The organism is Amycolatopsis thailandensis, assembly GCF_002234405.1.
In the GTDB taxonomy this organism is placed as follows: domain Bacteria; phylum Actinomycetota; class Actinomycetes; order Mycobacteriales; family Pseudonocardiaceae; genus Amycolatopsis; species Amycolatopsis thailandensis.
Map to the genome: position 1 here is coordinate 51,021 of NZ_NMQT01000032.1, position 19,577 is coordinate 70,597.

The following is a 19,577-nucleotide window of genomic DNA, read 5'->3' on the forward strand; positions in this document are numbered from 1 at the left end:
GTGGTTCCCGGTTCCTCTGTTCTGCGCTGGGTACTGGTCATTCCGCGCCGCCCGAGGCGATCGCGGCCAGCACGTGGTCCTGGGTCAGCCGGTCACCCGCCAGCTCGCCGACCACCGCGCCGTCCTTGAGCACGACCAGCCTGTCGGCGCCGTCGAGGAGTTCCTCCATCTCGGACGAGATGAGCAGGACGGCGAGTCCGTCCTTGGCGAGTTCGTCGATCAGCGCCTGTACCTCCGCCTTCGCGCCGACGTCGATGCCCCGGGTCGGCTCGTCGAGCAGCAGCACCTTCGGTTCGGTGCACAGCCAGCGAGCCAGCAGCACCTTCTGCTGATTGCCGCCGGACAGTTCGGCGACCTTCTGATCGGGACTGGACACCTTGATCCGCAGGCGTTTCACGAACGTGTCGACGATCCGGTCCTGCCGGGCGCGGCTGACCAGGCCGAAGCGGGACAGCTTCGGCAGCGCGGCGAGCACGATGTTCTCCCGCACCGAAAGATGCGGAATGATCCCCTCGGTCTTGCGGTCCTCGGCGAGCATGCTGACGCCCGCGCGCATCGCGGCGGCCACATTCCCCTGCGGCACTTGCCTTCCGCCGACGAGCACCGTGCCGCCGGAGAGCGGCAGGTCGCCCACGATCGCCCGCGCGGTCTCGGTCCGGCCGGAGCCGAGCAGCCCGGCCAGCCCGACGATCTCGCCTGGCTTGATGTCCACCGAGACCCCGGCCAGCCGGTTGCCGCTGGTGAGGTTCTCCGCGCGCAGCACCGGTTCCCGGCCCGCCTCGTGGTCGCCTTCGAAGGCCGTCGCGCCGTGCGAGCGGATGTCGCCGACGCTGCGGCCGAGCATCATCGACACCAGTTCCAGGCGCGGCAGGTCGGCGAGTGGTCCCGTGTGGACCCGCTTGCCGTCCCTCAGCACCGTCACCCGTTCGCAGATCCGGTACAGCTCGTCCATCCGGTGACTGACGTACACGATCGCTATCCCGCGTTCGTGCAGCCTGCCGATGACCTCGAACAGCGTCTCGACCTCACGCGGTTCCAGTGAGGACGTCGGCTCGTCCATGATCACGACGTCGGCGTCGACCGACACCGCGCGGGCGAGCGCGACCATCTGCTGGGCGCCGACGCCGAGTGTCCCGAGTGGACGGCGGACGTCGGCTTCGATGCCGTAGTCCGCCAGCAGGGCCGCCGCGTCGGAGTTCATCCGCGCCCAGTCGACCAGACCGAACCTCTTCCTCGGCTCGCGGCCGAGGTACACGTTGCTCGCCACGCTCATCAGCGGGATGAGGTTGACCTCCTGGTAGATCGTGGAGATCGCGCCCCGCGCGTGGATCGTGCCGGAATCCGGCTTGTGCACGCCGGTGAGCACCTTGATCAGCGTCGACTTGCCGGCGCCGTTCTCGCCCACCAGCGCGTGCACCTCGCCCGGCCGCAGCGCGAACGACACGTCGTCGAGCGCGCGCACCCCGGCGAACGTCTTCGTCACGCCTTCGACCTCGAGAACCGGTTCCATCGTCAGTACGCGTTCCCGAGCTTCTGGGCCGCGTTCGCCGAGTCGTACTGGTCGTCGGAGATGACCACGGTCGCCGGGATCTCCTTGCCGGCGGCGAAGTCCGCCAAGGTGGAGAAGGCCAGCGGGCCGAAGCGCGGGTTGGATTCGATGACCGCGTTGTAGCTGCCGTCGGCGATGAGCTGGACGGCGTTGCGGGTGCCGTCGATCGAGACGACCTTGACGTCCTTGCCCGGCGTCTTGCCCGCGGCCTTGAGCGCGGTGACCGCGCCGATGCCCATCTCGTCGTTCTCGGCGTAGACGGCGGTGATCTCGGGGTTGCTCTGGATCAGCTGCTCCATGACCGCCTGCCCCTTGGAGCGGTCGAACTCACCGGTCTGCTCGGCGACGATCTGGATGCCCGCCGTGGCGGCGATCTCGTCCTTGAAACCCTTGGTGCGGTCGGTGGTCACGTTGTTGCCGGACGCGCCGAGCAGGATCGCGACCTTGCCGGTGCCGCCGGTCGCCTTCACCATCTCCTGCGCCGCGCGCTTGCCCTGCTCGACGAAGTTCGAGCCGATGAAGGTCAAGTAGTCCGAGCACGGCTGCGAAGTCACCTTGCGGTCGATCGTGACGACCGGGACCTTCTTGGCCTTCGCCGCGTCGAGGGCGGGCTGCAGGCCGTCGGAGTTCAGCGGCGCGACGATGAGCAGCTGCGCGCCCCGGTCCAGCAACGACTTGATGTCGCTGACCTGCTTGTTGAGATCGCTCTGCGCGTTGGTGACCAGGAGTTTGTCCGCCGGGATGCCGAGTTTCGCGGCTTCGTCCTTAATGGACTGCGTCTCCGCGATCCGGAACGGGTTCGCCTCCTTCTCCGACTGGGAGAAACCGACGACCGCGTTCTTCACGTCCACCTGCGGGTAGCCGGTCTTCTCGCGGGCGCATCCCGGTCCGGCGGCGGCCTGGCTCGGCGCCGCCGAAGCGGCCGGCCCCGCCCCGGACGGGGCGGATTGCTGGGTCTCACGGCTGGTGCAGGCCGTCAGCGCGAGCGCGAGGCCGGTCACCAGGAGCAGGGTGCGGCGGATGGGCAGGGACATCGATCGCTCCTCGGGAAAGTCGAGCACACGGATCTGCGGTGACCCATGTCACTCATAGGGACGATGCCAGATTTACATCGTTGGTACAACGTTGTAAATCCGCCGTTCGCGCGGCTAGGCTGTGCCGGATCTGTGCCGGACCACTGCAGAGGGGAGCGAGGGTGGCCACGCTCAAGGACGTCGCCAAGCTTGCGGGCGTCTCCGTCAAGACCGTGTCGAACGTGGTCAACGGCTACGACTTCGTCAAGCCGGAGAACCGCAAGCGCGTCGAGGAGGCACTGGCGTCGACCGGCTACCGGCCCAATCTCGGTGCCCGCAACCTCCGTCGCGGCCGCACCGGGTTCCTCGGGTTGATGCTGCCCGAACTGAGCATCCCGTACTTCGGCGAACTGGCGGGCCTCGTGCTCCAGGCGGCGCAGGAGCACGAGTGGAACGTGCTCATCGAGCAGACCCTCGGCACCAGGGAGCGGGAGCGCAACACGTTGTCCGCGCTGGGCCCGCATCTGATCGACGGCGCAATCATCAGCCCGGAAGCGTTGCACACCAACGACTTCGAAGACCTCGCACCGGGTGTCCCGCTGGTGATGCTCGGCGAGCACGTCGTCGACGTCCCGATAGATCACGTCGGCATCGACAACGTCCAGGCCGCCCGGATCGCGGTGCGGCACCTGCTCTCGCTCGGCAGGCGGCGGATCGCCGCGATCGGCGCGCATCCGCAGCGCCACACCGCCGCGCAGCGCCTGGAGGGTTACCACTCTGCGCTCGAGGAGGCTGGGCTCGCGCCCGTTCCGGAACTGGTCCTGCCCGCGCTGCGCTACCACCGCGCCAACGGCGCCGAGGCGATGGCGCATCTCCTCGCACTGCCGGAGCCGCCCGACGCGGTCTTCTGCTTCAACGACCTCCTCGCCATCGGCGCCCTTCGCGCCGCGGCCGAACGCGGGGTCCAGGTGCCGTCGGACATGGCGATCGTCGGTTTCGACAACAACGAGGAGAGCGCGTACAGCCTCCCCTCGCTGACGACGATCGCGCCGGACAAGGCGGCGATCGCGCGGACGGCGGTCGATCTGCTGCGGCGGCGCATCGCGGGCGGCAGCGACATCGAACCCGAGGACGTCCAGACGCCGTTCTCGCTGGAGATCCGGAACAGCACCGTCGCCTGACTCCCGCCTCGGGTCGTGAGCGGCGATTCGGGTTGGAGCGGACGGGTACTTCGGGCGTCGAGTGTCCGGATTCTTCCCCGCTCGGCTGTCGGTAGGGGTTGATCAAGCTCGCCGGCCGGGTCGCGCTCGTGACGATGTAGGAATCGGGACGTTCACGTGGCCAGGCCGCGGCGCATCCACGCGCAGCCGCCGTGACATCTGGTGCGCCTGGCGCGAGCGTAGCGATCCGCAAGTCCGTGAAGGCCTCCTTCACTACCTTCAGGGTAGGTAAGGAGGCCTTCACGGACCGGAGCGAGACGGTGCGAGCAGGTGACTACTTGCGGCGATAGCGCGGAGTCCAGCATTGTGTGTCCGTGAACCGGGCCCTGGCCGCGCTGACCCTCGTCGCGTACGTGACGTTGCCCCTCGGCTCGGCCAAATACGAGACGCTCGTGCTGCCGACGCTCCTCACCGGTCTGGTCTACGCGGCGATCGCGATCGCCGGCTTCCCCTGGGTCCAGAAACACGGACGCGTCCACGCGATCGCGTACGTCTGCGTTCAGTTACCGCTCGGCTTCACCCTGTTCTCGCTTTCGGGCGCCGCTGTCGGGGCCGTGCTGCTTCTCGTTGTCCTCGTCTGCCACACCGTCTTGCTGCTGCGGGTGCGTGTGGCGTTCGGGGTCGCGGTGCTGATCCCGCTGATCCACCTGCCGATGGCGCCGATGGACGGGCTCCGCGAGGGGCTCGGGACGCTCGCCGTCATGGTGTTCGCCGCCGTGGTGACCGAGCTGATCGTCCGCGAGAAGCGAGCGCGGGACGAACTGGCCGAGGCACACGAACGGCTTCGCGATCACGCCGCGCAAGCCGAGCAGCTCGCGACGATCCAGGAACGCAACCGGCTCGCGCGCGACATCCATGACGGGCTCGGTCATCACCTCACGGTGGTGCAGATGATGCTGCAGGCCGCCCGCGCGGTGATCGGCACCGGCGACACGGAACGCGCCGACGGGATGCTCGCCAAGGCACAGGATCAGTCGCGGGAGGCGCTCGCCGAGGTCCGCCGGTCGGTGTCGGCGTTGCGGGAGCCACGTTCCGAACCACTGGCGGACGCGTTGCGCGCCTTGACGGAAGAGGCGTCCGCGGCGGGCGTGCCGACCGGGCTGGAGGTCAAGGGCACCGCGCGGGACACGCGCGTCGAGGTGGAAGAGTCGCTGTTCCGGGCGGCTCAGGAGGGACTGACCAACGTGCGCAAGCACGCCCGGGCCCAGGCCGCGACCGTGGTGCTCGACTACGCCGGAGCCGACCGGGTCCGGCTCGAAGTCCGCGACGACGGCCTCGGACTCACGAGGGATTCCCCGCCGGACAAGGGTTTCGGGCTCGTGGGGCTTCGAGAGCGGGTCGCCGGGCTCGGCGGCCGGGTCTCGGTCGACTCGGCGGAAGGCCAGGGCCTGACGCTCACCGTGGAGGTGCCGGGATGAGCGTCCGTGTCCTGATCGTCGACGACCAGGCGTTGTTCCGCGAGGCGTTGGCGACGTTGCTGGAGGTCCAGCCGGAGATCACCGTCGTCGGTGAGGCCGCCGACGGCGAGGAAGCTGTCCGGCTCTGCGCCGAACTCCACCCCGACGTCGCGTTGATGGACTTGCGGATGCCGGTGCTGGACGGGATCGCGGCCACCACCCGGCTCCGGGCCGAGCAACCCGGCGTACAGGTGCTGGCGCTGACCACGTTCGACGACGACGAGGACGTCTTCGCCGCGCTGCGAGCGGGCGCCGTCGGCTATCTGCTCAAGGACGTCTCGTCGACGCGGCTGGTGGAAGCGCTGGTCGCGGCCAAACGGGGTGAGTCGGTGTTGCAGCCCTCGGTCGCGGCGAAGCTCGTCGCCAGGGTGGCGCGGCTTCCGGCCGAAACACCTAGGCCGCAGCCTTTGGCGACCCCGCTTTCGGAGCGCGAGCTGGAGGTGGTCCGACTGCTGTCGGACGGCCACAGCAACCGCGAGATCGCGAAGACGCTGTTCCTCGCCGAGGGAACGGTGAAGAACCTCGTGACGAGCGTGCTGTCCAAGCTCCAGGTGCGGGACCGGACCCAGGCGGCCCTGCGCGCGAGGGAACTCGGCCTGTTCTGACCTCGGGAGTGTTTCGGGTCGTTCTCATGGGGAATGACAGGACCGGAGCAGCCGACCCGGCGGATCTCGAAGGCCACCTTTTGCCTTATCGCGACCCCGTCCTTACCACTCACGACCTCTGCGGCCCAGTGCAGTCCGGCGCCGACTGTTGCGAAAGGGACTTTCGCAACAGTGAAGGTTGCGAAAGTGGCTTTCGCAACGCTCTCCCACCGGGGCCGTGCCCGGCGGAAGGTGATGGCCTGCACCAGGTTGTGAAGGCCTCCTTCCCTACCCTGAAAGTAGGGAAGGAGGCCTTCACGGACTTCGCCACCCGACCCGACACCTTCGGCTTTCGGCCCAGTAGCCGTCCTTACCGCTCACGACCTCGAGTCGCCGCCCAGCTCCGGCCCCTTCAACGCGACGGGGGATGCCCCGAGCCTGGTCACATGACCCCGCGCATGACTTCCGGCACCTGCCTTCGTGCCCTCGCAGGGCAGAACATCGCTCCATGAATCAAACGACGGAACCGAAGACCCGAAACCGGGCCATCCTCCACTTCACCCGGCACGCGGTGGAGATGCTCGTCGCGATGGTGGCCGGGATGATCGTCCTCGAACCGGTTTGGTCGTTCCTGTGGCCGGACCTGGCGAAGAACGCGACCGCGAGCGCGCTGGTGATGGCGACGAACATGTCGCTCGGCATGGCGCTGTGGATGCGGATCCGGCGCCACGGCTGGGCTTCGATCGCGGAGATGTCGGCCGCGATGTACCTGCCGTACGTCCTCTTCCTGCCGTTCTTCTGGACCGGTCTGGTCTCCGGGACGACCTTGATGACCGCCGGGCACGTGTTGATGGTGCCCGCGATGCTCGCCGCCATGGTCCGCCGTCGCGCCGAGTACGGGGCCTGACATGCGCACCTTCGCCCGTGTCACGCTGACCGCACTGGCGTTCACCGTCGCCGCACTGGCCCTGCCGCTCGCGCTGGGCGGCATCACGCTCGGCGCCAGCTTCGAAAACCGCTACACGGCGAGAACCGACGGGAGCTCACCGCGACCGGTACCCCGGGCGCACGATCCCGCCAAGCCCACCGCCGTGATCGTCGTCGGCAACCAGGGCGCCGTCGTCTCGGACACCCTCGCCCCGTACGAGATCCTGGCGGCGAGCGGCGCGTTCAACGTCTACACCGTCGCGCCGGAGGCCCGGCCGGTCACCCTGACCGGCGGGCTCGACCTGATCCCCGACCTGGGTTTCGCCGACCTCGACAGACTGCTTTCCTCCGCCGCCCCCGAGGTCGTGGTGGTGCCCGCGCTGCCGGACCTCGGCGAGCCGACCACGCGTCCGGTGACCGACTGGCTGAAGCGGCAGTCCTCGAAGGGCGCGCTGCTCATGAGTGTCTGCAACGGTTCGGGCGTTCTCGCGTCGGCAGGGCTCCTCGACGGGCGGAAGGCCACCGCGCACTGGATCCGCATCGGCGGCTTCGACGACGAATTCCCCGCCGTGGACTGGATTCGCGGCACCCGCTACGTCGACGACGGCACCATCGTGACCACGGCCGGGATCCTGTCCGGGGTCGACGGGGCGCTGCGGGTGACCGAGCGGTTCGCCGGCACCGAAACCGCGCGGAAGACCGCCGAAACGATCGGCTGGAGCCACTACTCCCCCGGCTCCAGCCCGACGATGGCGCAGAACACCTTCGAAGCGGCGGACACGGTCGTCGGCTTCAACACCGCCTTCAAATGGGACAAGCCGATGCTGGGGATCCTGCTGACCACCGGGATCCGGGAGCTGGAGCTCGCGGCGGTGTTCGACACCTACGGCCAGTCGCTGGCGGTCGAGACGACGGCGGTCGGCCTGGACGGCTCGCCGATCCGGTCCCGGCACGGACTGACCTTCGCCCCGCGCGGCACGCCGGCCGCGGGCGACCTCGACAGGCTGATCGTGCCCGGCGCCGACGCGGCCGTGCGACACGCGGCCGATCGGTACTCCGCGTTCTCGCCGGTGTATCTGCATTCCACGCCGGGTTTCCCGTTCGACGCAGTGCTCGAAGACTTGGCGCGCACCACGGACGCCGCGACCACGCGCTGGACAGCCAGGACATTGGAGTACCGCCCCGATCATCTCGCGCTCGGCGGCGAGGCGTGGCCGTGGAAGATCGCGCTCCGGCCGTTCGGGCTGGCCGTCCTCGGACTGCTCGCGGCCTTCGGGATCCGCGCCCTCTATCGCCGCCGCGCGTGATGGACGCCGACCGCCAGTTGCGGGATCCCGGCGAGCCCGAACAGCGAGCCCCGGACCCTCGCGGGATCGAACGGGTCGGTGACGGTCACGCATCGGACGCCGGACTCGGTGGCGAGCAGCCGGAGCCGCTGCGCCACCTGTCCGGCCCGCACGAGATGGTGGCGTGACTCCGAAGCGGTGGTGATCAGGAAGGCCGACCACGCGTCCTCGGGAGCGTCGCCGGGTGGCGCGATCGTCCGGGCGAGCGCGCCGCCCACCTTCGGCAGCGCGCGGATCCGGCGCGGCGAAAGCGACTTCACGCGGACGCCGTCGGCGGGTTCCTCGTCCAGACTCAGGATGGGTGTCCCGTGGCACGAGTACGACGCGCGCCCGGACATCGCCCCGAACGAGGCGAGATCGCCCGCGCCGGGACGTTTCCGCGCGGCGGCGGTGATCCGGGCGATCCGCCGCGGATCGGCGTCGTCGTGCGAGAACTCCGTCTCCGGGATCCAGCCCAGTGCCCGCATCGCGATCTCGAGGTGGACCAGGAGCGCACCGCACGCGATGAGTCTTCCCCGGCTGTCGCCCCCTGGCCGTTCGACCACGTCGACGCCGTCGTCCCGGATCTCCAGCGGCCATTCGCCGCGCAGCCACCGCCGGGGCGCCCAGCGCGCGGCCCGCACCAGGATCCGTGTCTCCTCGGCCGTCCAGCGGTGTGTGCCGAGTACGGCGGCGCTCACCGGTGGCTCTCCCCCGACCTGGTCCGGATGACCGCGTCGACCGGGCGACGCGGCGTGGTGGAGCCCGGGAAGCCGTAGCCGAGGCGGAAAACGACCTGTGGGTTTTCGTTCTCGCCGAGCAGTGACCGCAGGACGGCGCGAGCGGACGGGATTTCCATGGGCTGCGAGTAGAACGAGGCGCTGAGGCCGAGCGAGGTCGCCGTCAGCAGCGCCCGCTGCATCGCCCGTCCGGCGCGGATCTGCGCGAGCGGTCCGTCGGTCGGCGTGGTCAGCACCGCGACGACCGGGTCGCGTTCGAACTCCCTGGCCTGCTCGCTCTGGCCGTGGTGCCGGACCGGCAGCAACCCGCCGGAGGGTCGAGGTCCGCCGGCATAGGCCGGAACGCCCTCGCGGCTCCCGTTCTCCTTGGTCCACGCGCGGAGCTCCGCTTGGAAGCCTTCGTCGAGCGTCTGCACGTGGTCCGCCCGGCGGATGAGCCCTGTGACGGCCTCCAGCAGGCCCACCTCGTCGAGCAGGATCAGCTTCGCGCCCTCTTCACGGGCTGCCTGCCGCACCGCGTACCGGAATCCCGCCGGAACCGCGGTCGAGGCGAAGGGCCGCCGGTTGGAGTAACGCGCGCGGATCGACGCCGCCAGGCGCTGTTCCGTCGCGGTCGCCCGGTGCCGGGCCCCGACGACGACCCTGGCCAGCAGCTCCGGGCGGTCCTTGCGTGGCAGGAACTCCACGTCGCAGGACCGCCCGGCGACGGCGATCGCGAGCTGGAGGTTAAGCAACGCCGCACCACAGGACAGCCGCGCCTCCCGCCGGTCCGGGTCGCATACCTCGAGCACGCGGTCCTCGTCGAGGACGAGGTCGATGACGTCCGGCCCGAGTTCGAAGAGCCACGGCTGACTGTTGTGCGGCGAGGGCGCGCGGACGGCGGCTTCCAGCGCGGCGGTGACGACCGGTGTCTCAGTGAGGATCATCGCGGCTCCTAGCCGGAGGGGTACTCCTCAGCCTGTCGCCCGGAAGCCGGGACCGGCAGTGGCCGTGGTCCTTTTCGGACCGGGACTTTCGGCCTCTCCGGGCCTGTGATCCTTCGACGTGTCTCCCCCGCGATCAGTCACCCGCTCGCGGGCCGGGGCCGGTCTGCCGCACGACGCGGTAGCGCGGGTTCGAGCTCACGCGCGACTCGACCTCGCCCGGCAGGCCGTCGAGTGCCGCCTGGATGGCCGCGAGCCGTCCCTCGGTGTCCGACGTCTCTTCGAAACGGCGGTAGTCCGCCTCGCTCGCCCAGCTGACGACGTTGACGACCCGCGTCCCGTCCACGCTCGCGTGGAAGCGCGCCGAGACGTAGCCCGGATAGAACCGGACCCAGCGGTCCTGGATGCCGGCGAAGGCGTCCACCAGCGCCGCCTGGGTCTCCGGCCCGTCGACCGCGTACTCGATGATCGAGTAGAAGCCTTTGTCCTCGCTCATGTTCACTCCTCGAAGCAGTTCGGTGATCTCAGCATCGACCCTCGACCTCGGTGGAGATCAAGAGTGATCTGGCCGACATATCGGACACATTGCTCCGGCCGGGCCTGGTGGAGTGCCGCGCGCTCGACAAGGATCGCCCGATGCGCGACAGCAAGACGTTCGGCCTGATCGCCCGGGGCGGGCTCGTCTGCTACGCGCTCGTGCACCTGCTCGTCGCGTGGCTCGCGGCGCAGGTCGCTCTCGGTGACCAGGCGAAGGCGGACAAGGCCGGAGCGCTCCAGATGGTGGTCGCCGAAGGGGGCGCGTGGCTGTTGTGGCTCATCGCGGCCGGGCTCGCGGTGCTGGCTTTGTGGCAGCTGAGCGAGGCGATCACCGGGCATCGGCACGTGAAGGCACGGCGACGTGTCGTTCGCCGGACCGTCAGCGGGATCGAGGTCGTGCTCTACGGGCTCGTGTCCTACAGCGCGGTGAAGATCGCCGTCGCGGGCGCCGACGACGGCCAGGGCTCGCTCGTCGCCGAGATCCTCGCGGAGTCCTACGGCCAGGTCCTGGTGACCGTCGCCGGGATCGGCGTCGTCGTGGTGGCGGTCTTCCTCGCCCAGCGCGGAATCCGGAAGACCTTCGTACGGGAACTCGACTTCGGCGGCGCCTCCGGGCCGGCCCGGACCACGACGATCCGGCTCGGGCAGATCGGCTGGATCGCGCTTGCCGCCGCGTACGGCACCGTCGGCGTCCTGACGGTCATCGCCGCCGTCACCTTCGACCCAGCCAAGGCGAGCGGGCTCGACGCCGCGTTGAAGACGCTCGCCGCCCAGCCTTACGGGGGCCCGATGCTCCTCGCGCTCGCCGCCGGGATCGCCGCGTTCGGCGCCTTCGCGCTGCTGGACGCGCGCTTCCGCAAGATCTGATCTGCCCGGCGAACCGACCTGTGGCACCGTGAAAGCCGTCTGGAGGTCGTGATGACAGGTGTGGTCGAACGGATCCGCGAGCGGGGCGAGGACGAGCGGCAGGCGCGGATCGTCGAAGTGCTGGTGGAGGCCTTCGACGACCTCATGCGCGCGGACGCCGACGCGTTCCGCCGCAAGTTCCGCAAGATGGCCGCCGCCCCGTTCGCCTTCTACCGGGGTTCGGCGTGCCTGTTCTACGCGGACATGGCGGACGAGGACGACCCGTGGGCGAACGACGAGACCAGCCGGGTGTGGATCCAGGGCGATCTCCACGCGGAGAACTTCGGCAGCTACATGGATTCCTCCGGGACGCTGGTGTTCGACGTCAACGACTTCGACGAGGCCTACCTCGGCTGCTTCACCTGGGACCTCAAGCGGCTGGCGGCCAGTGTCGCGCTGCTGGCGTGGAGCAAGGCGATCTCGGACGACGACATCGAGACGTTGATCGGCACGTACCTGCGCGCTTACGTGAAGCAGGTCCGCGAGTACGCCGAGCGTCCCGGCGACGAACTCGTCCGGCTCCAGCTGGACAGCACCGAAGGCGTCCTGCACAGCGTCCTGCTCCGGGCCCGGCTCAAGACCCGGATCGACCTGCTCGACGAGCTGACCACGGTGGTGGACTACGACCGAAGGTTCCGGCACGGTCCGGGCGTCCGGGTCCTGGAGAAGGCCGAACGCGAGACCGCGATCGCCGCCTTCGAGTCCTATTTGGACACCATTCCGGAGAACAAGCGGTTCGGCAGCATCACCTACCGGGTCAAGGACATCGTCGGCCGGACCGGCTTCGGTATCGGCTCGGCCGGGCTGCCGGCGTACAACATCCTCGTCGAAGGCCGGACCCAGGCTTTGGAGAACGACGTCGTCCTGTCCATGAAACAAGGGAACGTCGCCGCGTCGAGCAGGATCGTGTCCGAGGAGCGCATCCGCGGCTACTTCACCAACGAGGGGCACCGCACCGCCGTCTCCCAGCGCGCGTTGCAGGCGCACGCGGACCCTTGGCTCGGGTACACGGAGATCGACGGGACCGGGTTCGTCGTCTCGGAGCTGTCGCCCTACGTCGACGACCTGGACTGGTCGGAGCTGACCGAGCCGTCGGAGATGCGGCCGGTCCTCGACTACCTCGGCCGGGCCACCGCGAAGATGCACTGTGTGTCCGATTCGGACTCCGAGCAGACGCTGGTGGATTTCCAGAGCGAGGAGGCCATCGCCGATGTCATCGGTGACCGTGAGGACGAGTTCGTCCGCGCGCTGACCGAGTTCGGGATGGCCTACGCCGAGCAGTCCCGGGAGGACCACCGGTTGTTCGTGGACGCCTTCCGCGGCGGGAAGATCCCCGCCGTCCGGCCCGCCGCGGAGGGCTGACCGGACGACGGGGGCCCGCTACTCGCGGAGGCCGATCGCGTCGATCGGCTTCGACCGCAGCGCCACCCTGGTGGCGAGCCCGAGCGAGACCAGGCCGAGCAGGATCGCTCCGGCGATGACCCCGCCGAAGACGGCGACGGTGCCGGAGGGCAGCGGTGTCCCGCGCAGGCCGAGGTTCAGCAGCACCAGGGGAATCCCCGCCACCACGGTCCCCAGCAGTGCAGCGACGCCGACCGTCGCCAGCGCTTCCAGGCGCATCATCCGGATCACCTGGCGTTTCGTGGTGCCGATCAGGCGCAGCAGCGCGAACTCCCGGGAACGCTGCGCCGTGCTCATCACCAGCGTGTTGGCCACGGAGATCACGACGTAGCCGAGGATCACGCCGACCGCGACCAGGTTCACGTAGAACTGGGCCTGCTGCTGGCCTCCCGCGGGGGCGGCCACGGCCGATCCCGGCGTCACGACCAGGCCCGGGTAGCGGGCGGAGAGGTCGCGCAGGGCGGCGGTCACGGTCGCGGGGTCCGCGTCGGGCTGCTGCCGCACCAGCACCGAATCGTCCATCCGGTCGCCGGTGTGCGCCCTGGCCAGCTCCACGGGCAGCACGTAGCGGCCGAAAGCCTGGTCGCGGGTGTAGGTCGCGACCAGCCGCAGCTTCGCCGGAGCCCCGTCACCGAAGTAGAACTCGACCTCGTCGCCGATCTTCTTCTCGTACCAGTCGGCTTCCGATTCGCTCATCGCCACGGTGTTCCCGGTCAGGTCGGCGATCTTGCCAGACACGACCCCCAGTTCGAGGTTCCCGCGGACCTGCGCGCCGTCCAGGCCCTGCGCCCCGTACTGCTCGACGCGGACCGTGTCCTGCTCCTGGACCGTGTTCATCACCTGGGTGCGCACGACGGGGGTCGCGGCGGCGACGCCCGGGATCCGCCGGGCCGCCTCGGCCACCTCCGGTGAAACGCCCCCGGTCGTGCTCGCCAGCACGTGGTCCGCGGTGGTCGACGCCACGGTCTCCTCCCGGACGGCGGCGGCCGCGGAGGTCTGGCTGTAGAACATCGAGAGCGCGAACGAGACCGCCAGCATCACCGGCGTCACCGCCGCGGCCAGGCGCCGTGAGTTGGCCTGGCTGTTGGCGGCGGCCAGGTAGCCGCTGATCCGCGACGTCCGGTTGAGCACCGGGGCGATCACCCGGGTCATGACCGCGACCACCTTCGGGCCGAGGACGGCCAGCCCGATCACGATGATGAGCGCCGACATCGAGGAAGCGGCGAGCCCGGCTTCACCGCGGACGAAGGCCGGGACCAGCGAGCCGACGAGACCCGCCACCACCAGCGCGCAGCCGGCGATGACGCGGACACGGCCGAGGTCGCGCCGTTCCACCGCGGCCTCGCCGAGCGCCTCGACCGGCCGGATCGACGACGGACGCCGTGAAGCCGACCACGCGGCCAGCCGGGCGGTGCCCAGCCCGAGCAGCAGCGCGGCGACGAGCGGGATCGGGCTGATCGCCAGCTCGAAGTCCGGCGGGATCACCCCGATGGCCCCGAAAGCGTTCCTCAGCCCGAACCCGACCGCCACGCCGAGGCCGCTGCCCAGCACCCCGGCGACGACCGCGACCAGCATCGTCTCGGCGCCGATGAGCTTGCGGATCTGCTGAGGTGTCGCCGCGATCGCGCGCAGCAGGGCGAACTCCCGGCGGCGCTGGTTGATGACCAGCGCCAGCGTGCTGGACACGACGAACACCGCGATGAGGAGCGCGAAGCCGCCGAACGAGCCCGCGAGCGCCATCAGCAGCATCCGGGTCTGGCTGACGTCGAGGAACTCGACCGTGCTGCGCTCGACCCCGGTCGTCACGGTCACCTTGTCGGTGCCCACGGCGTCCCGGATCTTCTCGGCGAGGTCGTCCGGTGTGACGCCGGGGTTCGCCAGCACGCCGATCGCGTGCGCCTGACCGGGCGTCGCGGCGAGCTCGACGGCCTTCTCCTGGGTGAAGAAGACCGCGGACTGCCGGGTGAGCCCGGTACCCGACTTCGGGGCGGCGATCCCGGAGACCACGAAGTCCACCGGCGCCGACCGGACGGCGATCTTCACGTGCCCGCCGACGACGGCCCCGCTCCGCGACGCCAGGTCCGCGTCGAGGACGACCTCACCGGCACCGGTGGGCGCCCGGCCGTCGCGCAGCGAGAACGGCGCCAGCGCGGCGGCGTCCCAGTTGTGGCCCAGCGACTGGCCGCCCTCCGGCCCGTTCAGTGCCCGGCCGTCGGCCGCCACCACGGTGGCCGGGAAGCTCTGCTCCGTCACCACGCCGCGGACCCCGGGCACCGAGCCGATCGTCCCGGCGATCGACACCGGCACCGAGGCCTGCTCGGCCACCTGCTTGCTTTCGAGCGGGCCCGCGCCGGGCGGGTCGACCGTCTGCTGCCCGCCCACGATGACCGCCGCGTCGGCGTAGCGCTGGGTCGGGACACCCGCCCGCAGGCCGGATTCCATCAGGATGCCGCAGCCGGCGACCAGCGCCGTACCGCAGAGGATCGCGACGAACGCGCCGACGAAACCGCTCAAGCGGGTCTTCGTCGTCTGCCAGGCCAAATCCCACATGTCGTCACCACTCCCCGAGGTGGGTCATGCGCTCGGCGACCCGTTCCGGCGTCGGCTGCGGGAGGTGCCCCGCCAGCTTGCCGTCGGCCAGGAACAGCACGCCGTGCGCGGCCGACGCCGCGACCGGGTCGTGGGTGACCATCAGCACGGTCTGCCCCATGGTGTCCACAATGGAACGGAGCAGATCGAGCACCTGGCGGGCGGTGCGCGTGTCCAGCGCCCCGGTCGGCTCGTCGGCGAGGACGACCTCCGGCCGGGTGATCAGCGCGCGGGCGATCGCGACCCGCTGCTGCTGGCCACCGGAGAGCTCCGACGGGCGGTGTTCGAGCCGCTTCGCGATCCCGACCCCCTCGACGATCTCGCGCAGCCAATGCGGGTCGGGCTTCGTCCCGGCCAACCGGGTCGGCAAGGTGATGTTCTGCAGCACGTTCAGCGACGGCAACAGGTTGTACGCCTGGAAAATGAACCCGATCCGGGTCCTCCGCAGCTCGGTGAGCGCCTTCTCCCGCAACCCGCTGAGCTCCGTGTCCCCCAGCAGCACCCGGCCCGAGCTCGGCTTGTCCAGGCCCGCCGCGCAGTGCAGGAAGGTGCTCTTGCCCGATCCCGACGGTCCCATCACCGCGGTGAACGTGCCCTTGCGCACCCCGACGGTCACCCCGTTCAACGCCGTGACCGCGCCGTCACCGGATCCGTAGACCTTGCTCACGGATTCCAGTGACAAGGCGCACGCGCCCCCTGAATTCATCGCTTCCCCTTAACCAGTGGTGATCTCTCCCGAAAACCTACGGTCGACGGGGGCCGGGATCGATCCCGCGAGAGGGAAGATCCGTGGTAGCGCTGGCACCACCACGAGGCGGGCGGAGGCCCCCGTCACGTGTCCCGAAGAGACAGTGGGAGACCGCCACACCGCAGGTCCGGGGGCCGACGGCTAGGCTCATTGGCAGCGCGTCAAATCCAAGGCGGCGCGCCAGGACCTAGCGGAAGGCACTATCGATGGCACAAAAGGTATCCGTTCAGATCGTCGACGACATCGACGGCGGCGAAGCAACCCAGACCGTGCCCTTCGCGCTCGACGGCGTCACCTACGAGATCGACCTGTCCGACGACAACGCCGGCGCCCTGCGTGACGAGCTCGAACGGTACATCGAGGCGAGCAGGCGGATCGGCGGCCGCAAGGTGAAGGTCGCGACCGGACAGTCCACTGTGGCCGGTGGTACGGCGAAGCCGACCGACCGCGAGCGCAACCAGCAGGTTCGCGCCTGGGCTTCGGCCAACGGGTACGCGATCGCCGAACGCGGCCGCATCCCGAACGAGATCTACGAGGCGTTCGACAACGCCGAATCGGCCCCCGCCGAACCGGCCGCCGAGGAAGCCCCCAAGCGCAAGCGCAAGCCGCGCAAGACCTCCTGACCCACTGAGACACCGAGTCCGTGAAGGACTCCTTGAGGGACCCAGAGTCCCTCAAGGAGTCCTTCACGTCTCTCACGGCCCTGGACACGGCACCCCCGCGTCCAAGTGGGGGCCGGACGGCGGTTGGACGCCGCCGACTCCGGACGGCATTGCCGGTCGGCCGGGCGCGGAGGCATAGTGAGCCGCCTGCCGAGCACCTGCGGGCTCGATCACTTCGCCGTGAGAGGGGCAATTCCATGCCAAATCCTTTCGAGGACCCGGACGCCGATTACTTCGTCCTGGTCAATGACGAGGGTCAGCATTCCCTCTGGCCTGTTTTCGCCGATGTTCCCGCCGGATGGAAATCCGTGTTCGGGGAAGCCGGGCGGCAAGACTGCCTCGACTACATCGAGAAGAACTGGACCGACATGCGTCCGAAGAGCCTCATCGAGGCGATGGAGAAAACAGCGCCGGCGTCATGACCATCGACCTCACCGGATATCAGAGCCTGGGTGAGGCCTTCGCCGCGCGTGCCGCCGAGTTCCCGGATCGCACCGCGTTGACCTTCTACCGTGGCTCGACTTCGCCGGATCACGAAACCGTCGATTATCGCGAGCTGGCGCGGCGGGCCCAGGCGCGAGCGGCCGAGCTGGCCGGGCGGCTGGCGCCCGGCGAACGGGTGCTCATCGCCCTGCCGACGGGCCCGGAGTTCGTGGAGATCTACGTCGCCTGCCTGCTCGCCGGGCTGATCGCCGTGCCGTCACCGTTGCCGGGCCAGTCGTCGAGTGCCGACGAACGGGTCGCCGCGATCGCGGCCGACTGCTCGCCGGGGCTGACCATCACCACCGACGCCGCGCTCGCGAAGGTCACCGAGCTCCAGCGCGAGCGCGGCCTGACGGGGTCGTCCGTCGAAGCCGTACGCCCCGCGCCCCCGGAGCCGGTCCCCTGGCCCGCGGGCCGGCGCCCGGTCGGCCGCGACACGGACGCGGTCCTGCAATACAGCTCCGGCTCCACCGGATCCCCGAACGGCGTGATCCTCACCCACGGCGCCGTCCTGTCCAACGTCGAGGCGCTGTGCACGCACCTGGACCTCGGCCCGCGGGACCGGTTCGGCGGCTGGTTGCCGCTGCATCACGACATGGGCCTGTTCAGCCAGCTCACCGCGGCGCTGATGTGCGGCGCCCCCCTCGTCCTGATGCAGCCGACGACGTTCGTCCGGCGGCCCGCCGATTGGCTCCGCATGCTCGACCGGTTCGAGGTCACCTGCACCGGTGGCCCCAACTTCGCGTACGACCTCTGCACCCGGGCCATCACCGACGAGATGACGGACGGTCTGGACCTCTCGGCGGTGCGCTACTGCTTGAACGGCGCCGAGCCGATCCACGTGCCCACGGTCGAGGCGTTCACGGAACGGTTCGCCAGGATCAGGCTCGATCCCCGTGCCCATTCCCCCGGCTACGGCCTCGCCGAGAGCACGGCGTATGTGGCCTGCGTGCCCGACGACGTCCGGCCGACCGTGCTGAGGGTGGACGCCCGGCGCCTGGAAACGGCCGAGCGGCCCGCACTGGTCCCCGCGCCCCGTGGCGCCGGACGGCCGGTGATCGGGGTGGGACGGCCGGAGTTCTTCGACGCGCGGATCGTGGACCCGTACACCCGTGAGCGGTTGCCCGAGGGCCGGGTCGGCGAGATCTGGTTGCGCGGGGACAGCATCGGCCGCGGTTACTGGGGCAAGCCGGAGCTGAGCGCGCGCGTCTTCGACGCCGAGATCGCCGGCGTCGAAGACGGCGGTGGCTGGCTGCGCACCGGCGACCTCGGCGCCTTCGCCGACGGCGAAATCTTCGTCACCGGGCGGCTCAAGGAGATGTTGATCGTCCACGGCCGCAACCTGTTCCCCCAGGACGTGGAACACGAAGCCCGCACCGCGCATCAGGCTCTCGGCGGTCAGCTCGGGGCCGCGTTCGGGGTCGGCGCGCCGGACGAGCGGGTCGTGCTGGTCCACGAAGTCCGTCCCGGCACCCCGGCCACCGAGCTGCCGTCGGTGGTCAGCGCCGTCACCCAGCGGCTCAACCGGTCGTTCGGTTTCCCCGTGCGCAACGTCGTGCTGGTCCGGCGCGGCACCGTGCGCCGCACCACCAGCGGGAAGATCAAGCGCACCGCCATGCGGGACCGGTTCCTCGCCGGTGAGATGGCGGTACTGCACGCCCAACTGGAGCCGGACGTGCGTCCCGCCCCGTCGGGAGCGGAGCCGTGACGTCCACTCGCGCCGTCACCGAGATCGAGATCGCGCTGGACACCGCCCTGGTGGACGTCCCGGTGGCCGGTTCCGAAGGGATCGGCCACCGGGTCGCCGAACTGGACGCCGCCGAAGAATTCCCGGCGCCCTTCGTCGACCTGCTGGACGCCTTCGGCCTGCCCGCGTACTACGTCCCCACCGCGTGGGGCGGCGCCGTCGAAGACCACGAACTGCTGCTGCGCCTGTGGCGCACGGTGGCCAGGCGCGACCTGAGCACCGTGATCGCGCACGGCAAGACGTATCTCGGCGCCGCCTCCGTCTGGATCGCGGGCGACGCCGGGCAGGCCGCCGCCACCTCCGCCCGCGTACTGGGCGGCGCCCGGATCGCCTGGGCACTGTCCGAACCGGACCACGGCGCCGATCTGCTCAACGGCGAGTCGACGGCGACCGCGCACGAAACCGGCTATCGGCTCGACGGCGTGAAATGGCCGATCAACAACGCCACCCGCGCCCGGTACCTGACCGTCCTCGCCCGCACCGGCAAGGCGGGCACCGGTCGCGGCCAGAGCCTCTTCCTCGTCGACAAGGCCGCGCTCGCTCCCGGCACCTGGCGGACACTGCCCAAGGAACCGACGCACGGGATCCGCGGCGTCGACATCTCCGGTATCGAATTCCAGGACGCCGAACTGCCCGCCGGCGCGCTGCTCGGCGCCGAGGGCACCGGTGTCGAGACCGTCCTGCGCGCGCTCCAGCTCACCCGGACCCTGTGCGCGGCCTTGTCGCTCGGCGCGGGCGAGCACGCGCTCCGGCTCGCGGCCGCCTT

General features: G+C 70.1%; 18 protein-coding genes. 11 read left to right on the forward strand and 7 right to left on the reverse strand.

The features are described from left to right. Positions 1-37: 37 nt before the first annotated feature. Positions 38-1,510 (reverse strand): sugar ABC transporter ATP-binding protein, encoded by a 1,473-nt coding sequence (locus CFP71_RS10375; protein WP_093933622.1) that lies wholly within the window; start codon positions 1,508-1,510, stop codon positions 38-40. A 2-nt stretch (positions 1,511-1,512) separates the two neighbouring features. Next, positions 1,513-2,583, reverse strand: coding sequence for an ABC transporter substrate-binding protein (locus CFP71_RS10380; protein WP_093933623.1), 1,071 nt, complete (start codon positions 2,581-2,583; stop codon positions 1,513-1,515). Positions 2,584-2,744: 161 nt separating this feature from the next. On the opposite strand from CFP71_RS10380, the gene CFP71_RS10385 reads away from it, so the two are divergent. The 5 genes from CFP71_RS10385 to CFP71_RS10405 all read left to right on the forward strand — a co-directional run bounded on the left by CFP71_RS10385 (position 2,745) and on the right by CFP71_RS10405 (position 8,057). Continuing rightward, complete coding sequence (locus CFP71_RS10385; protein ID WP_093933624.1) at positions 2,745-3,743, forward strand: LacI family DNA-binding transcriptional regulator; 999 nt, start codon at positions 2,745-2,747, stop codon at positions 3,741-3,743. Between the two features lie 353 nt (positions 3,744-4,096). Next, positions 4,097-5,200: a sensor histidine kinase gene (locus tag CFP71_RS10390; protein ID WP_208635923.1), complete on the forward strand. Its 1,104-nt coding sequence runs from the start codon at positions 4,097-4,099 to the stop codon at positions 5,198-5,200. Continuing rightward, a complete protein-coding gene (locus CFP71_RS10395) occupies positions 5,197-5,844 on the forward strand; it encodes a response regulator (protein WP_093933626.1) in 648 nt (215 codons plus the stop codon). The genes CFP71_RS10390 and CFP71_RS10395 overlap by 4 nt, the downstream gene beginning before the upstream one ends. A 487-nt stretch (positions 5,845-6,331) precedes the next feature. Beyond that, positions 6,332-6,730, forward strand: a complete 399-nt coding sequence (locus CFP71_RS10400; RefSeq protein ID WP_093933627.1) for a hypothetical protein — start codon at positions 6,332-6,334, stop codon at positions 6,728-6,730. A gap of 1 nt (position 6,731) precedes the next feature. Continuing rightward, positions 6,732-8,057, forward strand: a complete 1,326-nt coding sequence (locus tag CFP71_RS10405; RefSeq protein WP_093933628.1) for a DJ-1/PfpI family protein — start codon at positions 6,732-6,734, stop codon at positions 8,055-8,057. On the opposite strand, the gene CFP71_RS10410 is transcribed toward CFP71_RS10405, so the two are convergent. The 3 genes from CFP71_RS10410 to CFP71_RS10420 form a co-directional block, all read right to left on the reverse strand. Beyond that, a complete protein-coding gene (locus CFP71_RS10410; RefSeq protein ID WP_093933629.1) occupies positions 8,039-8,776 on the reverse strand; it encodes a hypothetical protein in 738 nt (245 codons plus the stop codon). The genes CFP71_RS10405 and CFP71_RS10410 overlap by 19 nt on opposite strands. Beyond that, entirely contained in the window at positions 8,773-9,741 is a 969-nt protein-coding gene (locus CFP71_RS10415; RefSeq protein WP_093933630.1) for an Acg family FMN-binding oxidoreductase, read from the reverse strand. The genes CFP71_RS10410 and CFP71_RS10415 overlap by 4 nt, the downstream gene beginning before the upstream one ends. A gap of 133 nt (positions 9,742-9,874) precedes the next feature. Beyond that, positions 9,875-10,234 carry an antibiotic biosynthesis monooxygenase family protein gene (locus tag CFP71_RS10420; RefSeq protein WP_093933631.1) on the reverse strand — a complete coding sequence of 120 codons (360 nt, stop codon included), beginning with the start codon at positions 10,232-10,234 and terminating at the stop codon, positions 9,875-9,877. A gap of 50 nt (positions 10,235-10,284) precedes the next feature. Here CFP71_RS10420 and CFP71_RS10425 point away from each other — a divergent pair, with 50 nt between their 5' ends. Beyond that, complete coding sequence (locus CFP71_RS10425) at positions 10,285-11,142, forward strand: DUF1206 domain-containing protein (RefSeq protein ID WP_093933632.1); 858 nt, start codon at positions 10,285-10,287, stop codon at positions 11,140-11,142. Positions 11,143-11,193: 51 nt separating this feature from the next. After that, positions 11,194-12,543 carry a DUF2252 domain-containing protein gene (locus CFP71_RS10430; RefSeq protein ID WP_093933633.1) on the forward strand — a complete coding sequence of 450 codons (1,350 nt, stop codon included), beginning with the start codon at positions 11,194-11,196 and terminating at the stop codon, positions 12,541-12,543. Positions 12,544-12,561: 18 nt separating this feature from the next. Here CFP71_RS10430 and CFP71_RS10435 read toward each other — a convergent pair whose 3' ends face one another. Together CFP71_RS10435 and CFP71_RS10440 are read right to left on the reverse strand one after the other, a co-directional pair. Further along, positions 12,562-15,132, reverse strand: a complete 2,571-nt coding sequence (locus CFP71_RS10435; RefSeq protein ID WP_093933634.1) for an FtsX-like permease family protein — start codon at positions 15,130-15,132, stop codon at positions 12,562-12,564. A gap of 4 nt (positions 15,133-15,136) precedes the next feature. After that, positions 15,137-15,877, reverse strand: coding sequence for an ABC transporter ATP-binding protein (locus tag CFP71_RS10440; RefSeq protein ID WP_093933635.1), 741 nt, complete (start codon positions 15,875-15,877; stop codon positions 15,137-15,139). A gap of 248 nt (positions 15,878-16,125) precedes the next feature. Here CFP71_RS10440 and CFP71_RS10445 point away from each other — a divergent pair, with 248 nt between their 5' ends. From CFP71_RS10445 to CFP71_RS10460, 4 genes are all read left to right on the forward strand, one after another. Then, positions 16,126-16,542, forward strand: coding sequence for a histone-like nucleoid-structuring protein Lsr2 (locus CFP71_RS10445; protein WP_093933636.1), 417 nt, complete (start codon positions 16,126-16,128; stop codon positions 16,540-16,542). Positions 16,543-16,778: 236 nt separating this feature from the next. Then, the gene (locus CFP71_RS10450) at positions 16,779-17,003 is read left to right on the forward strand and encodes an MbtH family protein (RefSeq protein ID WP_093933637.1); all 225 of its coding nucleotides are present in this window, start codon (positions 16,779-16,781) and stop codon (positions 17,001-17,003) included. Beyond that, the gene (locus CFP71_RS10455) at positions 17,000-18,772 is read left to right on the forward strand and encodes a fatty acyl-AMP ligase (protein WP_093933638.1); all 1,773 of its coding nucleotides are present in this window, start codon (positions 17,000-17,002) and stop codon (positions 18,770-18,772) included. The genes CFP71_RS10450 and CFP71_RS10455 overlap by 4 nt, the downstream gene beginning before the upstream one ends. Continuing rightward, a partial coding sequence (locus CFP71_RS10460; protein ID WP_208635924.1) for an acyl-CoA dehydrogenase family protein occupies positions 18,769-19,577 on the forward strand: 809 nt, incomplete at its 3' end. The genes CFP71_RS10455 and CFP71_RS10460, both read left to right, overlap by 4 nt.

Coding starts and splice junctions, on each gene's coding strand:
- CFP71_RS10400 (WP_093933627.1), top strand. CDS start 6,332: ATGAATCAAACGACGGAACCGAAGACCCGAAACCGGGCCATCCTCCAC.
- CFP71_RS10395 (WP_093933626.1), top strand. CDS start 5,197: ATGAGCGTCCGTGTCCTGATCGTCGACGACCAGGCGTTGTTCCGCGAG.
- CFP71_RS10415 (WP_093933630.1), bottom strand. CDS start 9,741: ATGATCCTCACTGAGACACCGGTCGTCACCGCCGCGCTGGAAGCCGCC.
- CFP71_RS10445 (WP_093933636.1), top strand. CDS start 16,126: ATGGCACAAAAGGTATCCGTTCAGATCGTCGACGACATCGACGGCGGC.
- CFP71_RS10405 (WP_093933628.1), top strand. CDS start 6,732: ATGCGCACCTTCGCCCGTGTCACGCTGACCGCACTGGCGTTCACCGTC.
- CFP71_RS10430 (WP_093933633.1), top strand. CDS start 11,194: ATGACAGGTGTGGTCGAACGGATCCGCGAGCGGGGCGAGGACGAGCGG.
- CFP71_RS10375 (WP_093933622.1), bottom strand. CDS start 1,510: ATGGAACCGGTTCTCGAGGTCGAAGGCGTGACGAAGACGTTCGCCGGG.
- CFP71_RS10450 (WP_093933637.1), top strand. CDS start 16,779: ATGCCAAATCCTTTCGAGGACCCGGACGCCGATTACTTCGTCCTGGTC.
- CFP71_RS10435 (WP_093933634.1), bottom strand. CDS start 15,132: ATGTGGGATTTGGCCTGGCAGACGACGAAGACCCGCTTGAGCGGTTTC.
- CFP71_RS10440 (WP_093933635.1), bottom strand. CDS start 15,877: ATGAATTCAGGGGGCGCGTGCGCCTTGTCACTGGAATCCGTGAGCAAG.
- CFP71_RS10380 (WP_093933623.1), bottom strand. CDS start 2,583: ATGTCCCTGCCCATCCGCCGCACCCTGCTCCTGGTGACCGGCCTCGCG.
- CFP71_RS10455 (WP_093933638.1), top strand. CDS start 17,000: ATGACCATCGACCTCACCGGATATCAGAGCCTGGGTGAGGCCTTCGCC.
- CFP71_RS10420 (WP_093933631.1), bottom strand. CDS start 10,234: ATGAGCGAGGACAAAGGCTTCTACTCGATCATCGAGTACGCGGTCGAC.